The 22,805-nt window shown below is 62.4% G+C and carries 19 protein-coding genes; 9 read left to right on the forward strand and 10 right to left on the reverse strand.

From position 1 onward, the window contains the following. Positions 1 to 57 precede the first annotated feature (57 nt). From AB5Y51_RS19560 to AB5Y51_RS19585, 6 genes are all read right to left on the reverse strand, one after another. Positions 58 to 840, reverse strand: a complete 783-nt coding sequence (locus AB5Y51_RS19560) for a BPSS1780 family membrane protein (RefSeq protein ID WP_045525644.1) — start codon at positions 838 to 840, stop codon at positions 58 to 60. Between the two features lie 40 nt (positions 841 to 880). Then, positions 881 to 1,912 (reverse strand): fimbrial protein, encoded by a 1,032-nt coding sequence (locus tag AB5Y51_RS19565; protein WP_223955674.1) that lies wholly within the window; start codon positions 1,910 to 1,912, stop codon positions 881 to 883. Then, positions 1,905 to 2,552 carry a molecular chaperone gene (locus AB5Y51_RS19570; RefSeq protein ID WP_223955675.1) on the reverse strand — a complete coding sequence of 216 codons (648 nt, stop codon included), beginning with the start codon at positions 2,550 to 2,552 and terminating at the stop codon, positions 1,905 to 1,907. Before AB5Y51_RS19570 ends, AB5Y51_RS19565 begins: the two co-directional genes overlap by 8 nt. Positions 2,553 to 2,671: 119 nt before the next feature. Then, the gene (locus AB5Y51_RS19575) at positions 2,672 to 5,125 is read right to left on the reverse strand and encodes a fimbria/pilus outer membrane usher protein (RefSeq protein WP_368179026.1); all 2,454 of its coding nucleotides are present in this window, start codon (positions 5,123 to 5,125) and stop codon (positions 2,672 to 2,674) included. 158 nt (positions 5,126 to 5,283) lie between these two features. Then, complete coding sequence (locus tag AB5Y51_RS19580) at positions 5,284 to 6,042, reverse strand: fimbria/pilus periplasmic chaperone (RefSeq protein WP_052455395.1); 759 nt, start codon at positions 6,040 to 6,042, stop codon at positions 5,284 to 5,286. Between the two features lie 10 nt (positions 6,043 to 6,052). After that, positions 6,053 to 6,595, reverse strand: coding sequence for a fimbrial protein (locus AB5Y51_RS19585; RefSeq protein ID WP_041215630.1), 543 nt, complete (start codon positions 6,593 to 6,595; stop codon positions 6,053 to 6,055). Positions 6,596 to 6,845: 250 nt separating this feature from the next. On the opposite strand from AB5Y51_RS19585, the gene AB5Y51_RS19590 reads away from it, so the two are divergent. Next, positions 6,846 to 7,673: a peptidoglycan DD-metalloendopeptidase family protein gene (locus AB5Y51_RS19590; protein WP_324036151.1), complete on the forward strand. Its 828-nt coding sequence runs from the start codon at positions 6,846 to 6,848 to the stop codon at positions 7,671 to 7,673. Between the two features lie 79 nt (positions 7,674 to 7,752). Here AB5Y51_RS19590 and AB5Y51_RS19595 read toward each other — a convergent pair whose 3' ends face one another. After that, the gene (locus AB5Y51_RS19595) at positions 7,753 to 9,087 is read right to left on the reverse strand and encodes an MATE family efflux transporter (RefSeq protein WP_143237207.1); all 1,335 of its coding nucleotides are present in this window, start codon (positions 9,085 to 9,087) and stop codon (positions 7,753 to 7,755) included. Between the two features lie 153 nt (positions 9,088 to 9,240). Between AB5Y51_RS19595 and mscM the strand changes: the two genes are divergently transcribed. The 7 genes from mscM (at position 9,241) to frdD (ending at position 19,167) form a co-directional block, all read left to right on the forward strand. Beyond that, entirely contained in the window at positions 9,241 to 12,516 is a 3,276-nt protein-coding gene (gene mscM / locus AB5Y51_RS19600; RefSeq protein ID WP_043156368.1) for a miniconductance mechanosensitive channel MscM, read from the forward strand. 29 nt (positions 12,517 to 12,545) lie between these two features. After that, positions 12,546 to 13,223 carry a glycerophosphodiester phosphodiesterase gene (locus tag AB5Y51_RS19605; protein ID WP_139737745.1) on the forward strand — a complete coding sequence of 226 codons (678 nt, stop codon included), beginning with the start codon at positions 12,546 to 12,548 and terminating at the stop codon, positions 13,221 to 13,223. A gap of 156 nt (positions 13,224 to 13,379) precedes the next feature. Then, a complete protein-coding gene (locus AB5Y51_RS19610; protein ID WP_010673807.1) occupies positions 13,380 to 15,257 on the forward strand; it encodes a methyl-accepting chemotaxis protein in 1,878 nt (625 codons plus the stop codon). A 514-nt stretch (positions 15,258 to 15,771) separates the two neighbouring features. Then, positions 15,772 to 17,556: a fumarate reductase (quinol) flavoprotein subunit gene (gene frdA, locus AB5Y51_RS19615; RefSeq protein WP_010673806.1), complete on the forward strand. Its 1,785-nt coding sequence runs from the start codon at positions 15,772 to 15,774 to the stop codon at positions 17,554 to 17,556. Next, positions 17,549 to 18,283: a succinate dehydrogenase/fumarate reductase iron-sulfur subunit gene (locus tag AB5Y51_RS19620; RefSeq protein ID WP_010673805.1), complete on the forward strand. Its 735-nt coding sequence runs from the start codon at positions 17,549 to 17,551 to the stop codon at positions 18,281 to 18,283. The genes frdA and AB5Y51_RS19620 overlap by 8 nt, the downstream gene beginning before the upstream one ends. 16 nt (positions 18,284 to 18,299) lie before the next feature. Beyond that, entirely contained in the window at positions 18,300 to 18,698 is a 399-nt protein-coding gene (locus AB5Y51_RS19625) for a hypothetical protein (protein WP_010673804.1), read from the forward strand. Positions 18,699 to 18,810: 112 nt separating this feature from the next. Next, on the forward strand, positions 18,811 to 19,167 hold the full coding sequence (frdD, locus tag AB5Y51_RS19630; protein WP_010673803.1) for a fumarate reductase subunit FrdD: 357 nt from the start codon (positions 18,811 to 18,813) through the stop codon (positions 19,165 to 19,167). A gap of 109 nt (positions 19,168 to 19,276) precedes the next feature. Here the strand turns inward: frdD and AB5Y51_RS19635 are convergent, their stop codons facing one another. After that, complete coding sequence (locus AB5Y51_RS19635; protein ID WP_323881670.1) at positions 19,277 to 19,975, reverse strand: hydrolase; 699 nt, start codon at positions 19,973 to 19,975, stop codon at positions 19,277 to 19,279. Positions 19,976 to 20,068: 93 nt separating this feature from the next. Between AB5Y51_RS19635 and AB5Y51_RS19640 the strand changes: the two genes are divergently transcribed. Continuing rightward, complete coding sequence (locus AB5Y51_RS19640; protein ID WP_368179030.1) at positions 20,069 to 20,710, forward strand: TetR/AcrR family transcriptional regulator; 642 nt, start codon at positions 20,069 to 20,071, stop codon at positions 20,708 to 20,710. 10 nt (positions 20,711 to 20,720) lie between these two features. Here the strand turns inward: AB5Y51_RS19640 and AB5Y51_RS19645 are convergent, their stop codons facing one another. Continuing rightward, positions 20,721 to 21,941 carry a winged helix-turn-helix domain-containing protein gene (locus AB5Y51_RS19645; RefSeq protein WP_368179031.1) on the reverse strand — a complete coding sequence of 407 codons (1,221 nt, stop codon included), beginning with the start codon at positions 21,939 to 21,941 and terminating at the stop codon, positions 20,721 to 20,723. 74 nt (positions 21,942 to 22,015) lie between these two features. After that, on the reverse strand, positions 22,016 to 22,657 hold the full coding sequence (locus tag AB5Y51_RS19650) for a class I SAM-dependent methyltransferase (RefSeq protein WP_368179033.1): 642 nt from the start codon (positions 22,655 to 22,657) through the stop codon (positions 22,016 to 22,018). Between the last annotated feature and the right edge of the window lie 148 nt (positions 22,658 to 22,805).

The following is a 22,805-nucleotide window of genomic DNA, read 5'->3' on the forward strand; positions in this document are numbered from 1 at the left end:
CTGCGAGCCGCACAAAAAAGGGGCCTCGCGGCCCCTCTTTGCTCCATCCTGTGCCGGTCAGGCTTCGAAACCGAATGCCTTGACCGGGGTCTCTCCCTCCTCGGCCTCCTGATCCTCCAGATAGATGTCATGATAGGCGGCATAAATGGAGTAGTTGATGGCAGGCAGCACCACCAGCAGGCCCACCAGCATCAGGAGTGCGCCAAAGAAGATCAGCACGGCCCCGAGCAGCCCCCACCAGAGGAAGGGCCACATGTTGCGCAGACATCCCTTGAAGCTGAGCCTGGCTGCCTGCCAGACCCCGACCTGATGGAAGAGGATAAGGGCGGGGGCGAAGGTGATGGCCATCAGCACGGGAACGAACAGTGCCAATCCCACCAGGGCGCAGACGAGGAAGCCCTGTGCCTGCTCCGGGGTCAGCGCCAGGGAGCCCGGATCCGCGGACAACAGGCCGGTGAGTCCCCACTGGTGCAGCAGGAACACGCAGATCATCAGGATCCCCATGATGAGGCCGAGCACCATCAGGCCCCCCAGCATCAAGGGGGTCAACCGATGGCGGAAACCGGCAAAGAAGTCGCCAAACTGCAGCGCCTCCCCATGGTGCCCCCGCCGCGCCACCGCCACCCAGCCAGCCCCCCACACCATGTAGAGCAACTGGGAGATCAAGCCCCCCGCCGGCAGCTGATCCAGCACGATGCCCACCACAAACCAGAGCACTATCATGGCCACGCTGGCACCCATCCCCTTGTTGAAGATGTCGAATCCGGTGCGGATCCAGATCCAGCCCTGTCCTATGCCATGGCGTTTGGGTTCGTGGCGCAGGGCCCTGTCACTGTTCATCATTGACCTCGTCGAAAAATAGGGGCGAAGCGGCGTCTCCTCAGGGCACGCTCACCGTGACCATAATGGTGCCGGTGTAGGGGCCGGTGCGTACTACCTGGCCCGGCAGCCGGGTCGGGTAGAGCCTCACCTTGTAGTCGGTGGCCTGGGTCGCCGCCGAGTAGGGTACCGCGATGGCGGTATCGAATGGAATAGGGGTCAGGGCACCCTGCTCGACCATGCCCACCCCGACACCGGCCAGGCTGGTGGTAATGAAGCGGTTGTCGCTCGCGAGCACCCCCGAGAAGCTGTAGCGCAGCGGCACCACGTAGTCGCTCGGGATCTGACTGCAGGTCACGCTCACATTGACGCTGCGCGGCGCATAGCCCCTGGGGATCTCCCCTTCGATGAAGGCGCTCTGGGCCACGGCGCCCAGATCGATGGGAATGCTGGTACCGGCGGGGAACTGGCAACTGGGGGTCGAGGTGACTGTGATGTTCATCGCCAGGGTGCTGAACGCATTGGCCGGACTGGTATCGGGCAGGCTGCCACGTCGCACGAACAGCTGGGCCACGGTGCCACTGAAGGTCTGGGTGCCCGTGATCCCCTTGAGCAGTTTCAGGGTTGCTCGCCCCCCGTTCACGCTGATCCCCCCCAGCAGGGAGACATTGAGTAGCCCGCCCACACAGGCACTCAGAAGCCCAGTGGTAGTGGTGTTGAAGGGGACGCTCTGGTATCCCCCCGCCGCATTGAACTCCACCTTGAGACCGAGATAGGAATTGAGCTTGATGAGAGTACCGAGGGGATCGGAGACGGTGGGCAGGCTGGTGGTGCCCTGGTAGTAGGCCGTCACCAGCAACCCGACAGAGATACCGATGCAATCACAACTGGCCGTGCCCGTGGTGGCGAAGGTCGCACTGCGGGTATCACCTGGCTGATAGAGATCGCTGACGGTGAGCGGCAAGGTGGCCACGAAGGGGCTGGTGCACTGGCCGTTCACCGCGTTCCCTTCCCCGGGCCAGAGTCCGGCCCCCAGCAACAGCGCCCCCATCAACAGGGAGTCGGGGCCATGACGACCGGTTGCATCACTCATGGTGACCTCCTTGGCTTCTGAGCGGCATGAAGGGCTCCTCACGATAGCTGCCCTCATCGTCTATCCAGCGCAGCCGGCCACTCGCCCCCGCCGGGACAACCCCCATGGGCAGGTGCAGAGTGCCGTAGGGTGGCAGTACGCCCCCCTCCCGCCAGGCAAGCTGCCAGTCCCCCATCGTCAGCAACACTTCGCTCAGACTGATGTGGAAGGGGCCCGGATTGGTGACACCGAGCCCGCCTTCGGAGAGGATCTGCCACTTCAGCTGGCGGACCATCCCAGCCACGGAGCCCGAAAGACCGGGGGGGCGGTAGAAAAGCTTGATACGGGTGCGATAGGCCAGCTGGACACTCCCCTCGGTGGCATGGGCCTTGGGGGGCAGGCCAAGCACGTTGAGCCAGAACAGGGACTCCCTGTCCCGGGGCAACCGGTTCTGCTCTCCTCCGATCACCCTCAGTGTCTGCCCCCTGCCTGGTCCGAGTCGCATCACGGGCGGCAGCACCAGAAAGGGAGTCGCCACCTCGCCAGGCCCCAGGCGCTCGTCTCCCAGGTCAACCCAGGCCTGCATCAGGCTGGGTCCGGTGCCGTCGTTGCGAACCATCAGGGCGGCCTCGCCCCCCTGATGGACGAGACGGGTCTGCATCAGCCGAATCGCGGCCTCCCCCCCCTGGGTCCACAAGAGGGCCCCGAACAGAACAAAACAGCTTGTCACCCCTACCCTGCTCCCACGTCCGCGCGAGTGCAGGTCATCACGGATGCCGTTCATGGTCCCGTCTCCATGTCGATGCAGCGCGCCGCCACCTGCTGGTAGGGCATGGCCGGATCCGGCGGGGGCATCCGATAGTCGAGGCGACACCCTTCATCGCTTGACTCCCCCCACTGGACGTAGAGCGTCCCCTGCTCGCCACGCACGAAGATAAGCCCTCCCTGCCCGACCACGGCCACCGATCCCCCCCGGTCATCGACCACGTCGGCCCCGAAAGGAGGGGCGCTGCCATCGTGTCGCTCGGCCTTGATGAGCAGTGGTTGCCCGACATGAGTCTCATAAGCGAGTTTCACGATGGCGCCCCGGCGGGGGGCCACCATACGGGCGCTGCCGTCGATCTCCACATCCAGTGGCAAACCGGTCGGGTCCAGCCCGATGACGTTGGTGCGATAGGGATTTAGCCCGGCCAGCACCGCATAGCCATCTCCATCCACCTCGCTGCCGATGCCGTGGCTCACCCTGGCTCCCTGGGCACCTTTGGCCTCCACCAGCGCCATGGTCTCTCCCTGGGTTTGCCCCATCACCCAGCCCTCTTCATGCACCAGCAAGGTCCCTTTGGCCGAGGCCACGTACTGGCCATACCCCTCCCCCTGGCTGGTACTGAGTCCCAACTGGGCGAACGCCGTCTGATACTGCACATTGGCCCCATACCCCCGGGTGCTGTCAGCTCCCCCAGGCCCCTGGCTCCCATAGACCCCGTAGTAGAAGCGCCCATCCCCGGAGCCTCCGTTGAGATCCAGTCTGGTGCTGGTCCCCAGTCCCTTCTGATAGGAGAGGGTACTGCCAAGGCGCGGAGCCCCCAGCTTGTCACCGATGGGGATACTCAGGCTCAGTACGTACTGATCGCCAGTCCCCTCTTCCAGAGAGTGGCTGGCCGACAAGGTCAAACTGCCCCAGTCAAATCCCCGGCTGTAACCGAACTGAAGGCTGCTGCTCTCCCCCTGACCGCTCCAGTAATCCCGGCGGATGCCATTGAAATAGAAATCACCCCACTCCCCCACGGGCTGGTTGATGTTGAGCTGGAAGCGATTGCGCTCACGCTGCAGACGATCCAGTGCGCCAGCCTGCATCGCCGCCACATCGCTCAGGTCGAGATAGCCTTCGCTGGAGAAGCGGTAGGCAGCCAGGGTGAAGTAGGTTCGGGTCAAATCCATCTGCTTGCTGTAAGTAAGGCGATAGCTCTGGCCGGACAGGGAGGGAGGCAGATCCGCGCCCGAGGGTAAATCACTCGCCCAGGAACCGGTGACATCGAGGGCCAGGGCGCCGTAATCGGACCCCATGGCCGCCCCCCCCAGCAGAGCGGCATACTGTTTTGCGGCTATGGTTCCCCCGTAGAGAGTCAGGGTGTCCGACAGGCCGTGTCGATAGGTGCCTTGCAGAAAATCAGGCCCGTCTGGTCCGGCATCATTGCGATAACGTCCCAGAGTCAGGCTGAAGCGGGAGGTGTCGTGTCGCAGCATCTGCACCACGGAGGAAAACGGCAGGGTGAAGCGCTGCACGCTACCATCTGCCTCCGTGACCGTCACATCCAGGTCGCCGGCGAAACTGGTGGCATAGAGGTCGTCGATGGCGAAGGCCCCCGGCGCCACCTGGGTTTCATAGATGAGGGCATCGCCCTGGCGTATGGTGACCCTGGCATTGCTCTGGGCCACCCCGCGCACCACGGGAGCAAAACCCCGCTCGAAGTCGGGCAGCATGGCGTCGTCGCTGGCGATCTGCACACCGGTGAAAGGCACACTGTCGAAGCTGTCCCCCGGTGTGAAATATTCTCCCAGGGTGAGCTGGGCCGTGCGGGAGGTGACATCCCGCTGCACATAGCTGTTGAGGGGCAGATACCCCCCGCCAGATGTGCCTTGCCAGGAACCGTTGTGGCGCAGGCGCCAGGCCCCCAGGTTGAGACCCGTGTTGAGATTGACGCTGCTGCTGACCGGATCGCCCCCGTCATCCTGGTCGTTGTAGTACAGATTGGCGTTGTAACTGACGAAGGCGGCATTTATCCCCTGTACCCATTGATCCGGCCCGACATAATCGCGCCTGACCCGGCCAAGGTAGGCCTGGGGCAGGCTGAGATCACCGCTCAGGCTGGCAAGGTCGAAGGTAAAGCTGGCTCCCGGCACCAGGGCATTGACCTCGATGCAATCCTGTGCCAGTTGCGCCTTCACTGACGGCTGATCGGGCAGCTTGTCGAGGAGCAAACCCCATTGCGTCAACTGATCGGGCTGAAAACAGAATCTGGGAGTACCGGGGTCCGTCCCTGCTCTCACCTCCACCTGCTGATTCAGGCGCTCCCGGCCATTGAGGGTAATCTCGAGAGAATAGCGACCGGGAGGAATGAAATCGGCGCGGGAGAAGCGGGCCAGATCGATGTTGATCCCCAGACTGTCCAGCAAGCTGTTGTCAAATTCGACCTCTGCGGAGGGGGGGACCTCTGCGACGGGTTCATCGGCCATGACCATCCCTCCCCATCCCCCCAGCACAAGCAACCAACAAATCGATACAGGGAAGCATAAACCCGGGGGGAAATGGCATGAGATAGGCATCTTGAACGTCGCGACAGGGCTGCCGCGTACCAGATTCATGAGCAGGCAAGCGCCGCCATCCACCGAGCTCAATGGAAGACGAATTGGCCCACCTCGCGAGCACCGTAATCGTTGAGCCAATGGAAGGTCACCTTCTTGACATTGACGGCTCCGGAAAGGTGCTCCACGGGAAAGTCGAAGCTGCCACCCGGTACCACCATGCCGCCGCTCAGATTGCTGTAGCGTTTCGACTGGGCTGTCAGCAGTTCAAGATTGCTGATGCTGACGTGATAGAGGCTTGGATTGTGAGCCTGCAGTGCATAGCCTTGCCCCTGGCGGATCAGGCGCCAGCTGAGCTGATGGGCGGCACGCTCCACGTTGCCCGGCAGCCCAGTTGGCCGATAGAACAGCTTTATCCGGGAACGAAAGGCGAGTTGCACCATGTTCTGGCCCGGCTGGGTCGATTTCACGCTCGGCGGTACCTCCAGAACGTTGAGCCAGAACACGGATTCACGATCCTGGGGCAGCCCCGTTCCCACATAGGCGAGGCGCAAGGATTGGCCACGACGGGCTTCGATGCGGGTGATAGGGGGCGTGATGAGGAAGGGGAGCGCCTCGGCGCCGGGCCGGATGCGACGATCACCGGCGTCCAGCCACACCTGCACCAACGAGGGAGCGCTTCCCTTGTTGGTCAGCTCCAGCGTGACCTCCCGCGCACTGGCTGGATAGATGACCCTGGTCCCCGAGATCTGCACATGTCCCCAGCTAAACCAGGGCAGGAGCAGCAGGCACCAGCACCACCAGCCACTCCTTGTCCTGGCGAAAACGTGGGCAAGTAAAGAGCTCATGGCGCATGACTCAGTGATAATCCAGAGAGTAGATGAGGTCTGCCGAGACCAGACCCGCACCAACGGCCCCGGTGGCAATGTACTGGGCGCTGTAGTAAAGCGTTGCCCCGCCGGTAGCACTGAAGTTCACCAGCACGTTGTTGCCTGTATTGGTCCTCAGGTCGATGGGCGTGCTGTTGGCAGAGAGGATCTGCACTTCCACGTTTTGCGCCGGATTCTTGCCTCCCGACGCGACGGCCTTGTTGCTGAGATTGCCCGAGGTCTGCTCCACGCCGATGTTTTCGAAGTAGGCGCGCACCGAGCCCGTGGTCGGGCAACTGGTGAGGGCGAGGTTGAAACCGGTCGCCCCTGCGGTCTGCCCTATGCTGCCGAGGGCATTAGTACTGACGGTGGGCAGGGTGACGGTCGCCGATGCTGTACCCCCGTTGACCGCGATGGCACAGGTACCTGCGGTCACTTCCCCGTTGATGGTAATGACCCCGTTGAAGGCAACGGCGGGCATCGTCACGATCGCCAATGCGAGTCCGAATATCGAGAGCGCTTTCGTCTTCATCACAACCTCCATCTATCCCTGGATGTCGCTGGCGACTACGGTACCCCTGCCAGAGCTTCACAACCTTGTCGCGGTAGGTGTCATTCAAAGACACCTTTAATGACACTCTAGTAAATAGCATGAAATTCTCATTTCCGCCCTCTACAAGGCAACCTCTGATGCACCCCATGGTCACGGTTGACGGACAGCACCGCCAGAATGTGGCATCATCTCCCCCCTCTTGCTTTCCCCCTGATCCGATGGAGCCATCATGCGCCGCCTCTTCTTTCTTCTCCTGCTGCTCGGCAGCCCTGCGCTTCACGCCGAACCGGGGTTTATCAGCCGCCTGCTCAACCACCCGGTGCCGGGGGGCGTGGCCGTGGTACCACTGGGAAGCGGGGCCAAGGCGCCCGCAGTGCGCTATCAGGACAAGCCTGTGCTGGTGGTACAGGAAGACGGGAAGACGTGGATCGCCATCGTCGGCATCCCGCTCAAGAGCCCGCCCGGCCCCCATCAGGTAACCACCAGCGATGGCCGCACCTTGAGTTTCACGGTCGGCACCAAGCACTACCGTGAGCAGCACATCAAGCTCAAGAACAGCCGCCAGGTCAATCCGCTGGCCGAAGACATGACCCGCATCAACCGGGAGCTTGCCGAACAGACCCGCGCCTACCAGACCTTCAGCCCGGCTCAGCCGAGCAACCTGCTGTTTGACAAGCCGGTCCAGGGCCCGCTCTCCAGCCCCTTCGGGCTGCGCCGCTTCTTCAACGGCGAGGAGCGCAACCCCCACTCCGGCCTCGACTTCGCGGTCGGAGCCGGCACTCCCATCAAGGCACCAGCCGCTGGCAAGGTCATCCTCATCGGCAACTACTTCTTCAACGGCAATACGGTGTTCGTCGACCACGGCCAGGGCCTCATCAGCATGTTCTGTCACATGTCGAAGGTGGACGTGAAGCTGGGCCAGAGCCTGCCCCGCGGCGGCATCGTCGGCCGGGTCGGCGCCACCGGCCGCGCCACCGGTCCCCACATGCACTGGAACGTCAGCCTCAACGACGCCCGCGTCGACCCCGCCATCTTTATCGGTGCCTTCAAGCCCTGAGGCCGGCGACCTGCCGCCCACAGGCAGGGAATGAAAAAGGCAGCCTTGGCTGCCTTTTTCATGGACGCATGACCACATCTCAGGCAGCGCTGTGCTGGCGCCCCTCCCTGCTCATCGCCCGCCACATCACCAGGACCAGCAGAGTGCTGCAAGTGGGCAGCGCCAGCCAGACACCGGCCACTCCCCACAGGGAGGAGAAGCCCCACAGGAAACCGCCAATCAGCACCAGCTTGCCGCCGGTGAGCAGGGAAGCGATGCGGGCCCGGTTGATGGCCTGGAAATAGGTGGCCCCCACCAGCAGCAAGCCTTCCATGGGCAGCCCCCAGAAGTAGAGCCAGATACCGAGGCTGGCCACCGGCAACAGGGCAGCATTGTCCCCCGCAAACAGATAAACCACTGCCTCTGGCCACAGATACAGCGGGATCATCCCGCACAGTGCCACCGCCATGGTCACTCCCAATGCCAGGTTGCGCACCCGCAGCACTCGCGACCAGTTGCCCGCCCCGGCATTGAAGCTGGCGATGGGCTGGATGCCCATGGCGATCCCCTCGAAGATGAGATAGAAGAAGGCCTCGCTGTAGCTGATGACCCCATAGGCGGCCACGTGCAGCGAAGTGCCCACCGAGAGCAGCGCCTTGTTGTGCAGCGCCAGCACCACCGAGAGGTAGAGGTACATCAGAAAACTCGACACCCCGAGTCGCAATGTCTCCCCCATCAGCCGCCAGTCGGGCACCAGGGTATCCCAGCGAATGCGCAACTGGCTGCGGGGGGTAAAGAAGTGCCACAGGCACAGGCCTCCGGTGACCGCCTGGGAGAGCATGGTCGCGATGGCGGCCCCCGCCAGCCCCCAGGGGATCACCGCCATCAGCAGGTAGTCGAGCAGCACGTTGAGCACGCCGCCCCCCACCAGGATCCAGGTGGTGAGGCCGGGTCGCCCGTCGTTGCGCAGCAGGGCGGTAAAGGCCATGGAGAGCACCGCGAACACCCCGAGCCAGGCGTACCACTGCAGATAGGCGAAGCCTGCGTCGAAGATGACCCCCTGCGCGCCCATCCAGACAAGCATGGCCTCGCCGTAACGAATGCCAATGAAGGCGAGCAGCGCGGAGGCGATGAGCACCATCACCAGGGCATTGCCGACGATGTGGCGCGCCCTGGCCTGCTCCCCCTTGCCCAGATAGAAGGAGGCCAGCGACGAGGATCCCATGCCAATAAGAGCCCCCACCGCATAGAGCACGGCGCAGATGGGGTACGCCAGCATCATGCCGGCCAGCCCGTCCTGGCCCAGGATATGGCCGACGAAGATGCCGTCAATGGTGACATAGATGCCGGTGACCAGCATGGCGGCCACCGTGGGGGTGACGTAACGCAAGAAGAGGCGGGAAAGGGGGGCCGTGCCCAGATCGACGGAGGACATAAATTGCTCAATGAAGGGGAACGGCCAGAATAATAGCCAAACAAGACCCGGATCACCCGTTATTTGTGCCGTGGATCATTCATCTTGAGGGCTTTACCCGCCCCGGCCCCTGCTTTAGGCTAGGGCGACTTCTCCTGAACGGAAACGTGCGCCATGTTGCAACGCCTGCTCTGTCTGATGCTCTGTCTCAGCCTGTTCCCCTTCTCCGCTGTCCAGGCCGATGATGCCATCACTCAGGTAGAGGAGCTGCTGCAAAGCGTCCCCAAGACGGATACCCCGGAAAACCAGCAACTGCGGGAGAGCTACCAGCAGGCCCTGCAATATGCCCGGGATGCCCAGCGCTACCGGGAACAGGGCAAGGCCTACCAGCAGATCCTCATCGACTACCCCAAGGAGTCCGCCCGTCTCAAGGAGGGGCTGCACAACTATCAGCCCCAGTCCCGCCCGTCCCTCTCCTCCCTCAAGGAGGATGCCCTTCGCCAGGCCATCAGCCTGAGCAGCAACCGCCAGCTCAACCTGCGCAAGGAGCGTCAGGCGGTGACCGACAGCCTCAACCAGCTTGAGAGCACGGGCCAGGAATATCACCTGCGGGTCGACGAGTTGCGCAAGCAGTTGCTCCAGACCCGCTCCCTGCTCGATCGCCTGAGCTTCAGCAACGAGTCGGACAGGTTGCAGGAGGCCCAGCAACTGGCCACCCGCCTCAAGGAGCAGAGCCTCTCCGACCGGATCCAGATGCTGGAGCTGGAGCAGCTCTCCGCCCAGCAGCGCAACGATCTGGGCAAGCTCAAGCTGCAGGAGCTCAACCTCGCCATCACCGACGAGGATGAGTGGCAGACCAGTCTGCTTGCCCAGCAGAACCAGCTGCGCCGGGACAAGACCGAGCAGGCCCTGGCCGAAAGCGAACGCCTGCGCCGCCAGCTCACCTCTGACCTCCCCCTCTTGCAGGAGCAACAGCAGCAAAACCAGGCCCTCTCCCTGCAACTGGGGGCCCTCGAGGACCAGATTGAACGGGTGCAGGACGAGCAACGGGGGGTGGACACCTCCCTCTCCGGGCTCAACGAGCTGGTCAATTCGGTGCGCGAACAGCTGGAGTGGTTGCAGATAAGCAACGCCTACGGCGAGAACCTGCGCAGCAAGCTGGCCGATCTGCCCGCCTACTTCCCGCTGGAGCGGCTGGAGTCCGCCATCGTCAAGGCGCGCATGGCCAAATACCAGTACGAGACCGAGCAGGATGCCCTGAAGGATCCGGTGCAACTGCGCAACAGCCTGCTCAGTGGAGACGGCATCACCCTGGACAGGGCCCAGCGCGCCGTGCTGGACAACCTGCTCAAGGCGAGACGGCAACTGCTGACCCGGCTCAACGATGCCTCCGATACCCTCATTCAGGAGCAGACCCGCCTCAAGCTGCTCTACAGCCGCCAGAACAGCAAGATCGACGAGATCCGCGAACTCAGCGCCAGCCATCTGTTCTGGATGCCGGACGTGCGCCCCCTGAGCCCGGCGGTGCTGCTCGGCGTCCCGGCCGCCCTCGGCCTTGCCTTCAATCCGGCCAACTGGCTGCAACTGCCCAGGGCCATCGCCGAGAACAACCCCCTGAGCCTGACCCTGGCTGGCCTCGGGCTGCTGGGGCTGGCCTGGTGCTGGCTGAAACTGGCCCGCCACCTCATTCAATACAGCCAGTACATTGCCCCGCGCATCGGCAAGGTAACCCAGGACAAGTTCAGCCTCACCAGCCGGTTGCTGGTGCGCTCCGTCCTCGCCGCCCTGCCGCTGCCCGCCATGGTGCTCATGGTGCACGGCCTCCTGGACGGCGCCTGGCAATATCCCTTCGCGGTGGCGGTGGCCCGGGGCCTGGGTGAAATCTGGTTCCTGCTGCTGGCCCTGCTGGTGGCGCGCCACCTCACCCTGGAGAAGGGGATCCTCATCCTCCACTTCCGCTGGCAGAAGGAGCGGGTGCAGCGAGTATGGGGACAATTTCGTACCCTGCTGCTGGTGCTGATCCCGAGCTTCTTCGTGCAGGGCATGGCGAGCAGCTATCAGGAGCACGCCTTCTACGACTCCCTGGGACGCCTCGCCTTCATCATCGGGGCCCTCTGGCTGCTGCTCTTCTTTGCCCGCCTCAACCGGGAAAAACTGCCCCTCACCTGGGGTCAGGCAGACATGACCAAGCCCCATCTGCTGCACCACTTCATCTGGAACAGCCTGATGCTGGCCCCGCTGCTGGCGGTGCTGGGCGCCCTGTTCGGCTACTTCTACACCTCCCGCACCCTGCTGCGCCAGCTGGAGCTGAGCCTGCTGGCGGGGCTCGGCTGCCTGCTCGTCTACTATCTGGCCCACCGCTGGATGCTGATCCAGCGCCGCCGACTCGCCTTCGATCGCGCCAAGCAGAAGCGGGCCGAGATCCTGGCGCAGCGGGAGCGGGAAGAGGACGATCTCAGCTCCGAGATCCCCGATGTGGTGGAGGAGCCCGAGCTGGATCTGGATACCATCAGCGCCCAGTCCCTCGGCCTGGTGCGCACCCTGCTGATGCTGGGCTTCACCATGCTGGTGGTGGTGCAATGGTCGGATCTCAACTCGGCATTCAGCTTCCTCAGCAGCATCGAGGTGTGGCAGGTGAGCAGCAAGGTGGCCGGCATCGAGCAGCTCTCCGCCATCACCCTGCAGGATCTGATGCTGACCGTCTTCGCCTTCATCCTGACGGTGGTCACCGCCCGCAACCTGCCAGGGTTGATGGAGCTCACCCTGCTCCAGCACCTGAGCCTCTCCCCCGGCACCGGCTTCGCCCTCACCACGGTGAGCAAGTACCTGGTACTGCTGATTGGCGCTCTCACCGGCTTCTCCATGCTCGGCATCGACTGGTCCAAGACCCAGTGGCTGGTGGCGGCACTCTCTGTGGGGCTGGGCTTCGGGTTGCAGGAGATCTTCGCCAACTTCGTCTCCGGCCTCATCATCCTGTTCGAAAAACCGATCCGCCTGGGTGACACCGTCACCATCCGGGATCTCACCGGCACCGTCACCAAGATCAAGACCCGCGCCACCACCATAGTGGACTGGGACAGGAAGGAGATCATCGTCCCCAACAAGGCCTTCATCACCGAGCAGTTCATCAACTGGTCCCTGTCCGATGCCATCACCCGGGTCCGCTTGCGCATTCGCATCGGCCTGACCCAGAATCCCAAGCAGGTACAGCAACTGCTGGAGCAGAGCGTGCGCGAATCCACCCTGGTGCTGGATACGCCCGCCCCGGAGGTGTTCCTCATCGAGTTCACCGACTCGGCCCTCATCTACGAGATCCGGCTCTACGTCAACAACATGGATCACCGGATGCCCATTACGCATGAGGTACATTCCCTGATCCTGGAGAAACTCGGCCAGGTCGGCATGCATCTGCCACATCAGCAGATCGACATCCGGATGAGCCGGGGATGAAGCCCCCAAAGACGACAACAGGAGCCATCATGCAGATCATTGCCCATCGCGGTGCCAGCGGCCTGGCCCCGGAGAATACCCTCAAGGCGATGAGCCTGGCGCTGGATCTGGGTGCCAAAGCCATCGAGCTGGACGTGCAGTTGGCCGACGGAGAGCTCTGGGTCTTCCACGACCGGCGGCTGGAGCGCTGCACCAACGGCCAGGGTGTGCTGACCGGGCAATCCCGGGAGTACCTGGCGAGCCTGGATGCAGGGGACGGGGAGCGGATCCCGACCCTGTGGCAGGTGATGGCACTGGTGGCGGGGCGCTGCGAACTGCACATCGAGCTCAAGGGCGCCCACACCGCCGAGCCGGTGGCCGCCCTGACCAGGCGGGCCGAGGCCGAGCTTGGCTTTACCCAGGCGCACTGGATCGTTTCCTCCTTTCATCATCCCGAGCTGTTACGCTTCAAGGGACTGCGACCGGAAATCAGGATCGGCGCCCTCACGGCCAGCCTGCCCCTCGACGGCGCCGCCTTCGCCGAAACGCTGGGGGCCTGGTCACTGAACTGCGACGTGGATTTCGTCGACGAGACCCTGGTGGCGGATGCCCATCGCCGGGGGCTCAAGATCCTGGTCTATACAGTCGACGAAGTGAGTGATGGGAGCGCCCTCGCCAGCATGGGTGTCGATGGCATCTTCACCAACCGGCCAGATCGATTCAGCTGAGTATCGGCGCGGCCTGGCAGGCCACAAGGAGGTGAAAAGAATTGAAAAAATGCGGTGCACCGGGATACATAAAGTCCATAGCCAGCCGATACAGAGTTGGCTCATAACAATAACAAACACCATGGATCTCTGACTGACGCTCACAAGGATGTAAACATGAACCTATCCATCAAGAACAAGCTGGTCCTCTCCATCGGGGCCATCATTCTGGTCATCACCGGCCTGCAGGTCTGGTACAACACCTCCCAGTTGCGCAGTGAAACCCAGCGGCTGATCTGGAGCTTCATCGACGACAGCTCGGTCGCCAACGTCAAGGGGATCTCCCGCTGGCTCGACGCCCGCATCAATCTCGTCACCGCCACCAAGGAAGCCTTCGCCAAGGAAGACGAGCCCCTCAGCCACCTGGCCCAGTCCATGAATGCGGGCAACTTCGATCTCGTCTACGTGGGCACCAAGGATGGCCGGATGATCCAGAGCAAGCCGACCGATCTGCCGGCCGGCTATGATCCGCGCCAGCGCCCCTGGTACAAGGACGCCATGGCCGCCGGCAAGCTCGCCATCACGGCTCCCTATGCCGACATCACCACCGGCCAGCTCATCATCACCATCGCCGAGCCCTTCAGTCGTGGCAACACCGACGGCGTCATCGCCGGTGACGTCTCCATCGACGGTCTGGTGAAAGACGTACTCGCCATGAACTCGGAAGGCACCTATGCCATTCTGGTGGACAGCAACGGCACCATCATCGCCCACCCGGACAAGGATCTGACCCTCAAACCCGCCACCGCCATCTCCCCGGAGCTGACGGCAGCCAAGGTCAACGAGCTGGCCCATGACAACACCATCTCCGAGATGGATATCAGCGGCAAGGCAAGCGTATTCGACCTCACCGAGATCCCCAACACCAACTGGTATTTCGGCATCGTGGTGGACGAAGCGGTCGCCTACCAGTCCGTCTCCCGCATGGTCACCTCCGCCCTCATTCAGGGATTGCTGACCATCCTCATCGTGGCGGGCTTCTCCTATGTCGCCATCAACGGCTCCCTGGCGCCGCTGAAAACCCTGGGCGAGGCAATTGCCGATCTCTCCCGCGGCAACGGCGATCTCACCCGTCGCATCAAGATCGAGCGTGAAGACGAGGTCGGTACCGTCGCCAAGCACGTCAACACCTTCATCGAGCGCATCCACGTCATGGTGCAGGACATCTCCAACTCCTCCACCCAGCTCAACCAGCAGGCCAGGTCTTCCCACGACATGGCGGAGAAATCCAACCAGGGGCTGGCCCGCCAGCAAAACGAGATCTCCCAGATTGCGACAGCAGTGCACGAGATGTCCGCCACCGCCGTCGAAGTGGCCAGCAACGCCGAGCAGACCGCGGAAGCGGCCCGCAGCTCCTCCAGCAGTTGCGAGCACGGCAAGCAGGTGATTGCCCGCAACCAGCGCTCCATCACGGATCTCGCCACCCAGGTCAAGCAGGCCTCCGGCATCATTCAGGAACTGGAGAAGAACGCCCAGGAGATCAACACCATCCTCTCCACCATCCAGGGCATCGCCGAGCAGACCAACCTGCTGGCGCTCAACGCCGCCATCGAGGCCGCCCGGGCTGGCGAGCAGGGACGCGGCTTTGCCGTGGTGGCCGACGAGGTGCGGGTGCTTTCCCAGCGCACCCACAGCTCCACCGTCGAGATCCGCAGCATGATCGAGACCCTGCAGCGCAACACCCAGGGCGCCGTCAGTACCATGCACGAGGGTCAGCTGCTGGCCCAGAACAGCGTGGAAGATGCCAACGATGCGACCCAGGCGCTGGAGCAGATCACCACCTCCATCAACCAGATCTCCGACATGGCGACCCAGATCTCCAGCGCCGCCGAGGAACAGCGTGCCGTCACCGACGAGGTGAGCCGCAACATCCAGGCGGTCAAGGATGTCTCGGACGAGCTGGCAGTGGATGCGGACAGCTCCCGCAATCTGTCGGCCCAGCTTAAAAATATTTCAGGTGAATTGAATAATCAGGTCGGCATGTTCCGCATCTGATCGACCATGGGAAGAAAGGGGCCGTTCAGGCCCCTTTTTTATAAACCCTTTTTGTTTCAACGGTTATAATCCCCTTTCGAGACCCTCAACCCTGTGATCGACATCTCCTTTTGCCCATGTGTGGGAGACGGGCCCAGTCTGTCATGGCTATATTCGCATTACTTTTTTGATGCCTAACCTCGATATGTCATCGTGATAATAGTTATCATTAAACTGTTTTGATAAAAAACTTAAAAACTTTATGGGCAATACCCAAAAAGAGAGGCATTTCTCATTTTTTTGAAAGAAAACTACGTATAATCTTGGAGTTAAAATCACCAGAGTAGCGAGTACGGCTGATCCAGATCACTGATGGATGGCGATAATGACGGCATTTTCATCCAAGGAATGGGGTGGTTGTAATAAAAATCACCGTTGCCAAGCACTAAAACAAAGCAGTTTGACTTGCATCAAGCCTGAATTTTTTTCATAGAGCAAAATCGTGCCCAGCAAATCTATCCCTAAGGAGGCAGATGTGGATATTATCAAGACCGATGTTGCCATCATCGGTGCCGGTGGCGGTGGCCTGCGTGCCGCAATCGCCATTGCAGAAGCCCACCCGGAGCTGGAGATCGCCCTGATTTCCAAGGTCTATCCGATGCGCAGCCACACCGTGGCCGCCGAAGGTGGCGCCGCAGGCGTCGTTCGTGATGACGACTCCCTGGAAAACCACTTCAACGACACCGTCTCCGGTGGTGACTGGTTGTGTGAGCAGGACGTGGTCGAGTACTTCGTCAACAACGCCACCAACGAGATGATCCAGCTGGAGCACTGGGGTTGCCCCTGGAGCCGCAAACCGGACGGCAAGGCCAACGTGCGCCGTTTCGGCGGGATGAAGATCCCCCGCACCTGGTTCGCCGCCGACAAGTCCGGCTTCCACATCCTGCACACCCTGTTCCAGACCTCCATCAAGTACCCGACCATCAAGCGCTTCGACGAGCACTTCTGTCTGGATCTCATCGTGGAAGATGGCCGTGTCCAGGGTGTCGTCACCTTTGACATCCAGAACGGCATCACCCGCTTCATCCAGGCCAAGTCCGTGGTGCTGGCCACCGGCGGCGCAGGTCGTGTCTATCGCTACAACACCAACGGTGGCATCGTCACCGGTGACGGCATGGCCCTGGCCTACCGCCACGGCGTACCGCTGCGGGACATGGAGTTCGTCCAGTATCACCCGACCGGTCTGCCGGGCACCGGCATCCTGATGACCGAAGGTTGTCGTGGTGAGGGTGGCATCCTGCTCAACAAGGATGGCTATCGCTACCTGCAAGATTACGGTCTGGGCCCGGAAACCCCCGTCGGCCAGCCGAAGAACAAGCACATGGAGCTGGGTCCGCGCGACCGTCTCTCCCAGGCCTTCTGGCAGGAGCAGCAAAAAGGCCGCGTTATCCAGGGCCCCATGGGCGACGTGGTTCACCTCGACCTGCGCCACCTTGGCGAGAAGTACCTGAAAGAGCGTCTGCCCTTCATTTGCGAACTGGCCAAGGCCTACGTGGGTGTGGATCCGGTGAAAGAGCCGATTCCGGTACGTCCGACCGCCCACTACACCATGGGTGGCATCGAAACCGACGGCAAGTGCGCCACTCGTCTGGCCGGTCTCTATGCCGCTGGCGAATGTGCCTCCGTCGGTCTGCACGGCGCCAACCGTCTGGGTTCCAACTCCCTGTCCGAGATCGTGGTCTTCGGCAAGGTGGCCGGTGAGCAGGCAGCCGAGTTTGCCGCCACCCAGCAACACGGCAACACCCAGGCGCTGGTCGCCAAGGCCGAGGCGCTCATCAAGCAGCACCTATCCCTGCTGGACATCGACGGCACCGAAAACCCGGCGGATATCCGCAACGAACTGGGCATGTCCATGGAAGCCGGTGTCGGTATCTACCGTACCGAAGAGCTGATGCAGGGCACCATCGACAAGATCAACGAGCTGAAAGCCCGTTACAAGAAGATCAAGATCAACGACAAGTCCTCGGTCTTCAACACCGACCTGCTGTACGCCATCGAGCTGGGCTACATGCTGGACGTGGCGGAAGCCATGGCGCACTCCGCCATCAACCGCAAAGAGTCCCGCGGTTCCCACCAGCGTCTGGACGGTTACGAGGAGCGCGATGACGTCAACTTCCTCAAGCACACTCTCTCCTTCTACAACGGCGAAGGGGCCCCGACCATCGACTATTCCGATGTGAAGATCACTAAATCCCAACCGGCCAAGCGCGTGTACGGTTCCGAGGGTGAGAAACAAGACGAGGCTAAGAAGAATGGCTGAGATGATCGAAATTGAAATCCTGCGCTACCGTCCCGAGCAGGATAACGAGCCCTGGATGCAGACCTTCCAGGTGCCCTACCTCAAAGAGATGTCCCTGCTGGATGCGCTGCAATACATCAAGGATCATCTGGACTCCACCTTGAGCTTCCGCTGGTCCTGCCGGATGGCGATCTGCGGCTCCTGCGGCATGATGGTCAACGGCATTCCGAAACTCGGTTGCAAGACCTTCCTGCGGGATTACCTGCCGGGCAAGATGACTATCGAACCGCTCAACAACTTCCCCATCGAGCGCGATCTGGTGGTCGACATGTCCGACTTCATCGAGAAGCTGGAGAGCATCAAGCCCTATATCATCCCGTCCGAGCCGCGCAATCTGTGCGATGGCGAGTACACCCAGACCCCGGCTGACATGGCGAAGTATCACCAGTTCTCCATGTGCATCAACTGCGGTCTGTGCTACGCGGCCTGCCCGCAATATGGCATCAACAAGAAGTTCACCGGTCCGGCTGCCCTGGCACTGGCCTATCGCTACAACGCCGACAACCGCGACAGCGCATCCAGGGAGCGGATGAAGATCATCAGCCAGGACGAGGGCGTCTGGGGCTGTACCTTCGTGGGCTACTGCTCCGAAGTGTGCCCGAAGGGCGTGGATCCGGCCGCCGCCATCCAGCTTGGCAAGGTCGAGAGCGCCAAGGACTACATGATCGCCATGTTCAAGCCGGATTGAGACCAGGAGTGAGACCATGAACAACACTGAGAGCAAACGTAAGCCCTACGTGCGCGAGATGAAAAAAGACTGGTGGCTGAAGAATGCCTTCTACACCGGTTACATGATCCGCGAAGGCACCAGCATCTTCGTCTCCATCTACGCCGTCGTGCTGATGTGGGGTCTGCTGCGCCTGGTACAGGGTCAGGAGGCATTCAACGGCTGGCTGGAATCCCTGCAAAGCCCCATTGCCATCCTGTTCCACGTCATCGCCCTGGCAGCCTGCCTGTTCCACGCCAAGACCTGGTTCGCACTGGCACCGAAAGCCATGCGCATCTTCCGTGGCGAAGACCTGGTGCCGGAGAAGCCGATCGTCATCGCCCAGTATGTGGCGCTGGCGGCGGTATCCCTGCTTGTCCTGATCATCGTGGCCTGAGGAGAAAACCATGAGACGTTCTGACGAACCCGGTTATTGGTGTCTGTTTGGTACCGGGCTCTCACTCAGAAACGTTGGCCACGATCACTCAATCATGATTTGAGGAAAAAATATGAGACGTTCTGACGAGCCAATTTACTGGGGTCTGTTTGGTGCGGGTGGCATGGTGGTTGCCATGCTGCTGCCGGTCATTGTCCTCATCACAGGTCTGCTGGTGCCCATGGGCATCATGGACGTGGAGACCATGAGCTACGAGCGCGTGCTGGCATTCGCCAGCTCCTGGTGGGGTGCCTGCATCCTGCTGGTGATCATCGCCCTGCCCGTCTGGCACGGCATGCACCGCATCTACCACGGCCTGCATGACTTGGGGATCCACACCACCAAGCTGCACCACTATGTGTTCTATGGCTTCGCATTCCTGGTGTCCGCCATCACCGTCGGCCTGCTGATGGTGCTGGTGCTCCAGTAAGCACATCCTGACTGCATGACAAACCGGGCCCAGTGCCCGGTTTTTTTATGACCATCTTCCGCGGCTCATCTCCACCCGGCAGCTGGCCTGCGCGCTCGTTCGGCATCCGTCACCAGAGTCGCGGAGCCGGTTCACGGCCGTTTTCCGCGTAGTAGAGCGACGGCAGAAACTGCGCCAGATAACTGAACTCGCTGTAGCAGTGGCGCATCAGGTTGAAGCCTATCTCGTCCGGCACCTCGTCAAGCGGATTGGTGCAGGCCTTGCCCAGCAGGAAGCGGCTGCGCAGCACACAGCCGTATGGGGTATCACGCGCCAGGTGCAGCATCTCGCCATCCAGCGGCGCCCCCTGCTCATCCAGCGCCACCTCATCGCCAAAGCCGATACGGGCGCAGATGGCGGCAGAGAGAGCCTGCGTCTCCCGCGCCTCCTGTAGCGATTGCGGGGCGAACACCTCTTCGGCGCCGTGGAACTTGAGGCGAGCTGCCACCGGCGGCAGCTCGGCAAGCCACTCCACAGCCTCTATGCTGGCTCCCACGAAGCGCTCCCCTTTTTTCCAGTGATGATCCCAGCCCCGGTGCTCGACATGATCGTGGGGGTGCCACCACCTGATGTGCTGGGTCGTCTCGAAGAAGGTGAACCACCAATCCAGCATGCGCCCCTTGCAGCCGTGCAGATCGGTGCGGATGGCGACCGTCAGCAGGCCGTCGGTGCTGCGGGTCAGACCCATTTCCAGGCGAAGGGGTTGCGGACTGAGCAACTCATTGATGTCATTGACGCCCCAGGGGGCAAACAGGGCAGAAGGATGCATGATATGACTCCGATAAATTTAGGAAACGGAATTCGTTTCTTAAATTACGCTATGCCTGTATGCTGGGTCTGTCAATGCTTTCCAGGAGCCCATATGTCGCACCAGAACGATGAAGAAACACGCTCACGAGGCCGTCCGGTCACCCCGGAAGCCGACCTTCGCGCCGCCCTCGCCGAGGCGACGCTGACCTTGTTGCTCAAGGGAGGCTACAGCGCTGCGACCGTGGATGCGGTGGCCAAAGAGGCGGGGGTTGCCAAGAAGACCCTCTACCGCTTCGCCGCCAATCGCGACGAGCTGGTAGCGCAGGCGGTGCGCAGCTGGACCGATGCCTTCCAGCCGGCCTTCGAGCAGGATGCAACCCACCCCGAGGCACTGGGAGAGATGCTGGAGCAGGGCTTGCAGGCGATTGCAGATCAGGTGCTGAGCGCACCGGCGGTGGGCATGTTCCGGCTGCTGCAGCATGAGTTCACGGGGCGGGATGCCCTGCTGACGGCCTATCAGGAGAACGGTATTGCCCGTGGCAGAGCGACGCTGGCAGCGTGGCTGCAGCGCCAGCAGCAACTGGGCTGGCTGCGGGAGCTGGACGCCGCCCAAACCAGCGACCTGCTGTTGGCGATGACCATGGCGGAGCCGCTGCGCCAGATGGCGCTCGGCTTGCTGGCGCCGGGCAGCGACATCCGCGCGCGTATCGCCGCAGCCGTTGCGCTGGTGCTGCCCGGCTTGATGCGAGGGTAGGCGTCCTTCCTCAGCGTGCCACCTCCTGCCATTGAGCCAGCAAGGGCGCAGGGATGGCGCCGTAGCGCAGGGTCGGGGTCTGGTGCCACTGCGCCAGCTTCTGGATGGCCTTGCCCAGATCCTGGGCCAGGGTCCGGGTCACCCTGACCCCGTCTTCCAGATAGAGGCTCTTGACCTCGAACACCCCCTCCTTGCGATGGGCCTTGGCGTCCATCCTGCCCACCAGCTTGCCGCGATGCAGCAACGGCAGCACGAAATAACCGTACTGGCGCTTGGGGGCCGGGGTATAGCACTCGATGCGATAGTCAAAGCCAAACAACTCGCTGGCCCGCTTGCGATCCCACACCAGCGGGTCAAAGGGCGAGAGCACGGCGGTGTGGCTCGCCTTGAGGGTGCCCGCCTGGGCCCGGACCAGCTCATCGGCCAGGGAGGCGTGAACGAAGGCTCCGTGCTGCCACCCCTCCACTCGTACCGGCAACAGCTCCCCCTCGTCCGCCAGCTGGTGGAGCAGGGCGTCGTATTTCCCCCGTTTAAGGCGATAGTAATCCGCCACCCAGCCGGTCTTGACCAGCCCCAGCGCCCGGCAACTGGCTCGCACCATGTCCCGCCGGGCGAGATCAGGACTCGGCAGATCCCGCTCGTCATTCCACTCCGGCATGACCCGCTCGGCGAGATCGTAGACCCGCTGGAAATTGCGCCGTTCGCACACCATCAGCTGGCCTGCGGTAAACAGCACCTCCAGGTGGCGCTTCTCCGGCTTCCAGTCCCACCAGCCGTTGCCCTTGTCCCCCTTGCGCTCGAAGTCTGCCGCCCGCACCGGGCCATCCTGGCGTATGCGCTCGACTATCTGCGCTATCTCGCCGCCGTGGGTCTTGAGCCACTGGGCGGAGAACTTCCAGCCCATGGCGGCGGGATCCAGCATGCGATGGCGCAGCAGCCGGTAATCTTCCCGGGGGACGAAACAGGCCTCATGAGCCCAGTATTCGAAGAGGTCACCATCGGCCAGCAGTTGTTCCAGCCAGCGCGGATCGTAGTGGCCGAGACGGCTGAACAGCACCAGATAGGGGCTGCGGGCCACCACGGAGATGGTGTCTATCTGCAGCAACGCCATGCGGCGAATGCAGGCGAGCAGGTCGGCGGGGGTTGCTCTGGCGCGGCGCGGGGTCAGCAGCCCCTGGGCCGCCAGTTGCAGGTGGCGAGCGTCTTGCAATGAGAGGTGGGGGATCGACATGGAGATAGGGGCATCCGTTCCTGGGTATCAGGCCACCAGCATGCCCAACTCATGGCCAAATGAAAACGCCCGGCTCAGGGTTTGGTGAACACCGCCACATCGGCATGAGGAAACTCGACCTCTGCCTGCCAGCGGGCCGCCAGGGCACGGAACGAGGCCTCGGCGAAGAAGACGATATGGGTGGGATCGTGGCGATAGCGCCAGGTCTTGAAGCGATCGTCCCCCAGTACCCGCTGGGTCTGCAACACCAGCACCCCGCCGGGCTTGAGGCAGCCCCAGAGCGTGTCCAGCACGGCGCGGGGGGTGGCGATGTGCTCGATCACCTCGGTGCTGGTGATGAAGTCATATTGCCTTGTCAGGCACTCTGGGTCGTCGGCATAGAACTTGTCGTAGCCCGCCATCTCGAAGCCCGCCTCCCGCCCCATGGCGATGAGGGCAGGCCCGGGGCCGCAGCCAAAATCGAGGCCGCTGGCAGGAGGCGACACCCGGGCCAGCACCTCGCCAAAGGCACGCATCAGAAAGGCCCGGTAGCGGGGATCGTCCACCCGGTTGTCGTGCCCGTCATAGACCGCCTTCTCGGTCCCCTCGTCCAGGTGGTCCGCCTCGTCCATCCAGACCAGCTCGCACGCCAGGCAGCGGTAATAGCCCTTGCCCGCCACCGGCAGGGCATGGTGCCGAGGGGAGAGACACAGGGGACAGTGAACAGGGGATGACATGGCAGCTCCTCGGGTGGCGACAGCGGGGCAGATTGCCTGCCACGCCCGCTGCTGGCAACTGTTTTGTCTGGTGCCCCCATCGACCCCCGTTCACCCCCCGCCAGTTTTTTTCGTCTTTTTTTGCGCCTTAAGGGTTTCTTAAGTTTGC

The sequence above is a fragment of the Aeromonas sp. R7-1 genome (assembly GCF_040908115.1).
Taxonomy (GTDB): Bacteria; Pseudomonadota; Gammaproteobacteria; order Enterobacterales; family Aeromonadaceae; genus Aeromonas; species Aeromonas caviae.

Bases quoted from the DNA above. Each gene is read 5' to 3' on its own strand.
- AB5Y51_RS19560 (WP_045525644.1), bottom strand. From the start codon at position 840: ATGAACAGTGACAGGGCCCTGCGCCACGAACCCAAACGCCATGGCATA.
- AB5Y51_RS19565 (WP_223955674.1), bottom strand. From the start codon at position 1,912: ATGAGTGATGCAACCGGTCGTCATGGCCCCGACTCCCTGTTGATGGGG.
- AB5Y51_RS19570 (WP_223955675.1), bottom strand. From the start codon at position 2,552: ATGCAGACCCGTCTCGTCCATCAGGGGGGCGAGGCCGCCCTGATGGTT.
- AB5Y51_RS19575 (WP_368179026.1), bottom strand. From the start codon at position 5,125: ATGGCCGATGAACCCGTCGCAGAGGTCCCCCCCTCCGCAGAGGTCGAA.
- AB5Y51_RS19580 (WP_052455395.1), bottom strand. From the start codon at position 6,042: ATGAGCTCTTTACTTGCCCACGTTTTCGCCAGGACAAGGAGTGGCTGG.
- AB5Y51_RS19585 (WP_041215630.1), bottom strand. From the start codon at position 6,595: ATGAAGACGAAAGCGCTCTCGATATTCGGACTCGCATTGGCGATCGTG.
- AB5Y51_RS19590 (WP_324036151.1), top strand. From the start codon at position 6,846: ATGCGCCGCCTCTTCTTTCTTCTCCTGCTGCTCGGCAGCCCTGCGCTT.
- AB5Y51_RS19595 (WP_143237207.1), bottom strand. From the start codon at position 9,087: ATGTCCTCCGTCGATCTGGGCACGGCCCCCCTTTCCCGCCTCTTCTTG.
- mscM (WP_043156368.1), top strand. From the start codon at position 9,241: ATGTTGCAACGCCTGCTCTGTCTGATGCTCTGTCTCAGCCTGTTCCCC.
- AB5Y51_RS19605 (WP_139737745.1), top strand. From the start codon at position 12,546: ATGCAGATCATTGCCCATCGCGGTGCCAGCGGCCTGGCCCCGGAGAAT.
- AB5Y51_RS19610 (WP_010673807.1), top strand. From the start codon at position 13,380: ATGAACCTATCCATCAAGAACAAGCTGGTCCTCTCCATCGGGGCCATC.
- AB5Y51_RS19620 (WP_010673805.1), top strand. From the start codon at position 17,549: ATGGCTGAGATGATCGAAATTGAAATCCTGCGCTACCGTCCCGAGCAG.
- AB5Y51_RS19625 (WP_010673804.1), top strand. From the start codon at position 18,300: ATGAACAACACTGAGAGCAAACGTAAGCCCTACGTGCGCGAGATGAAA.
- frdD (WP_010673803.1), top strand. From the start codon at position 18,811: ATGAGACGTTCTGACGAGCCAATTTACTGGGGTCTGTTTGGTGCGGGT.
- AB5Y51_RS19635 (WP_323881670.1), bottom strand. From the start codon at position 19,975: ATGCATCCTTCTGCCCTGTTTGCCCCCTGGGGCGTCAATGACATCAAT.
- AB5Y51_RS19640 (WP_368179030.1), top strand. From the start codon at position 20,069: ATGTCGCACCAGAACGATGAAGAAACACGCTCACGAGGCCGTCCGGTC.
- AB5Y51_RS19645 (WP_368179031.1), bottom strand. From the start codon at position 21,941: ATGTCGATCCCCCACCTCTCATTGCAAGACGCTCGCCACCTGCAACTG.
- AB5Y51_RS19650 (WP_368179033.1), bottom strand. From the start codon at position 22,657: ATGTCATCCCCTGTTCACTGTCCCCTGTGTCTCTCCCCTCGGCACCAT.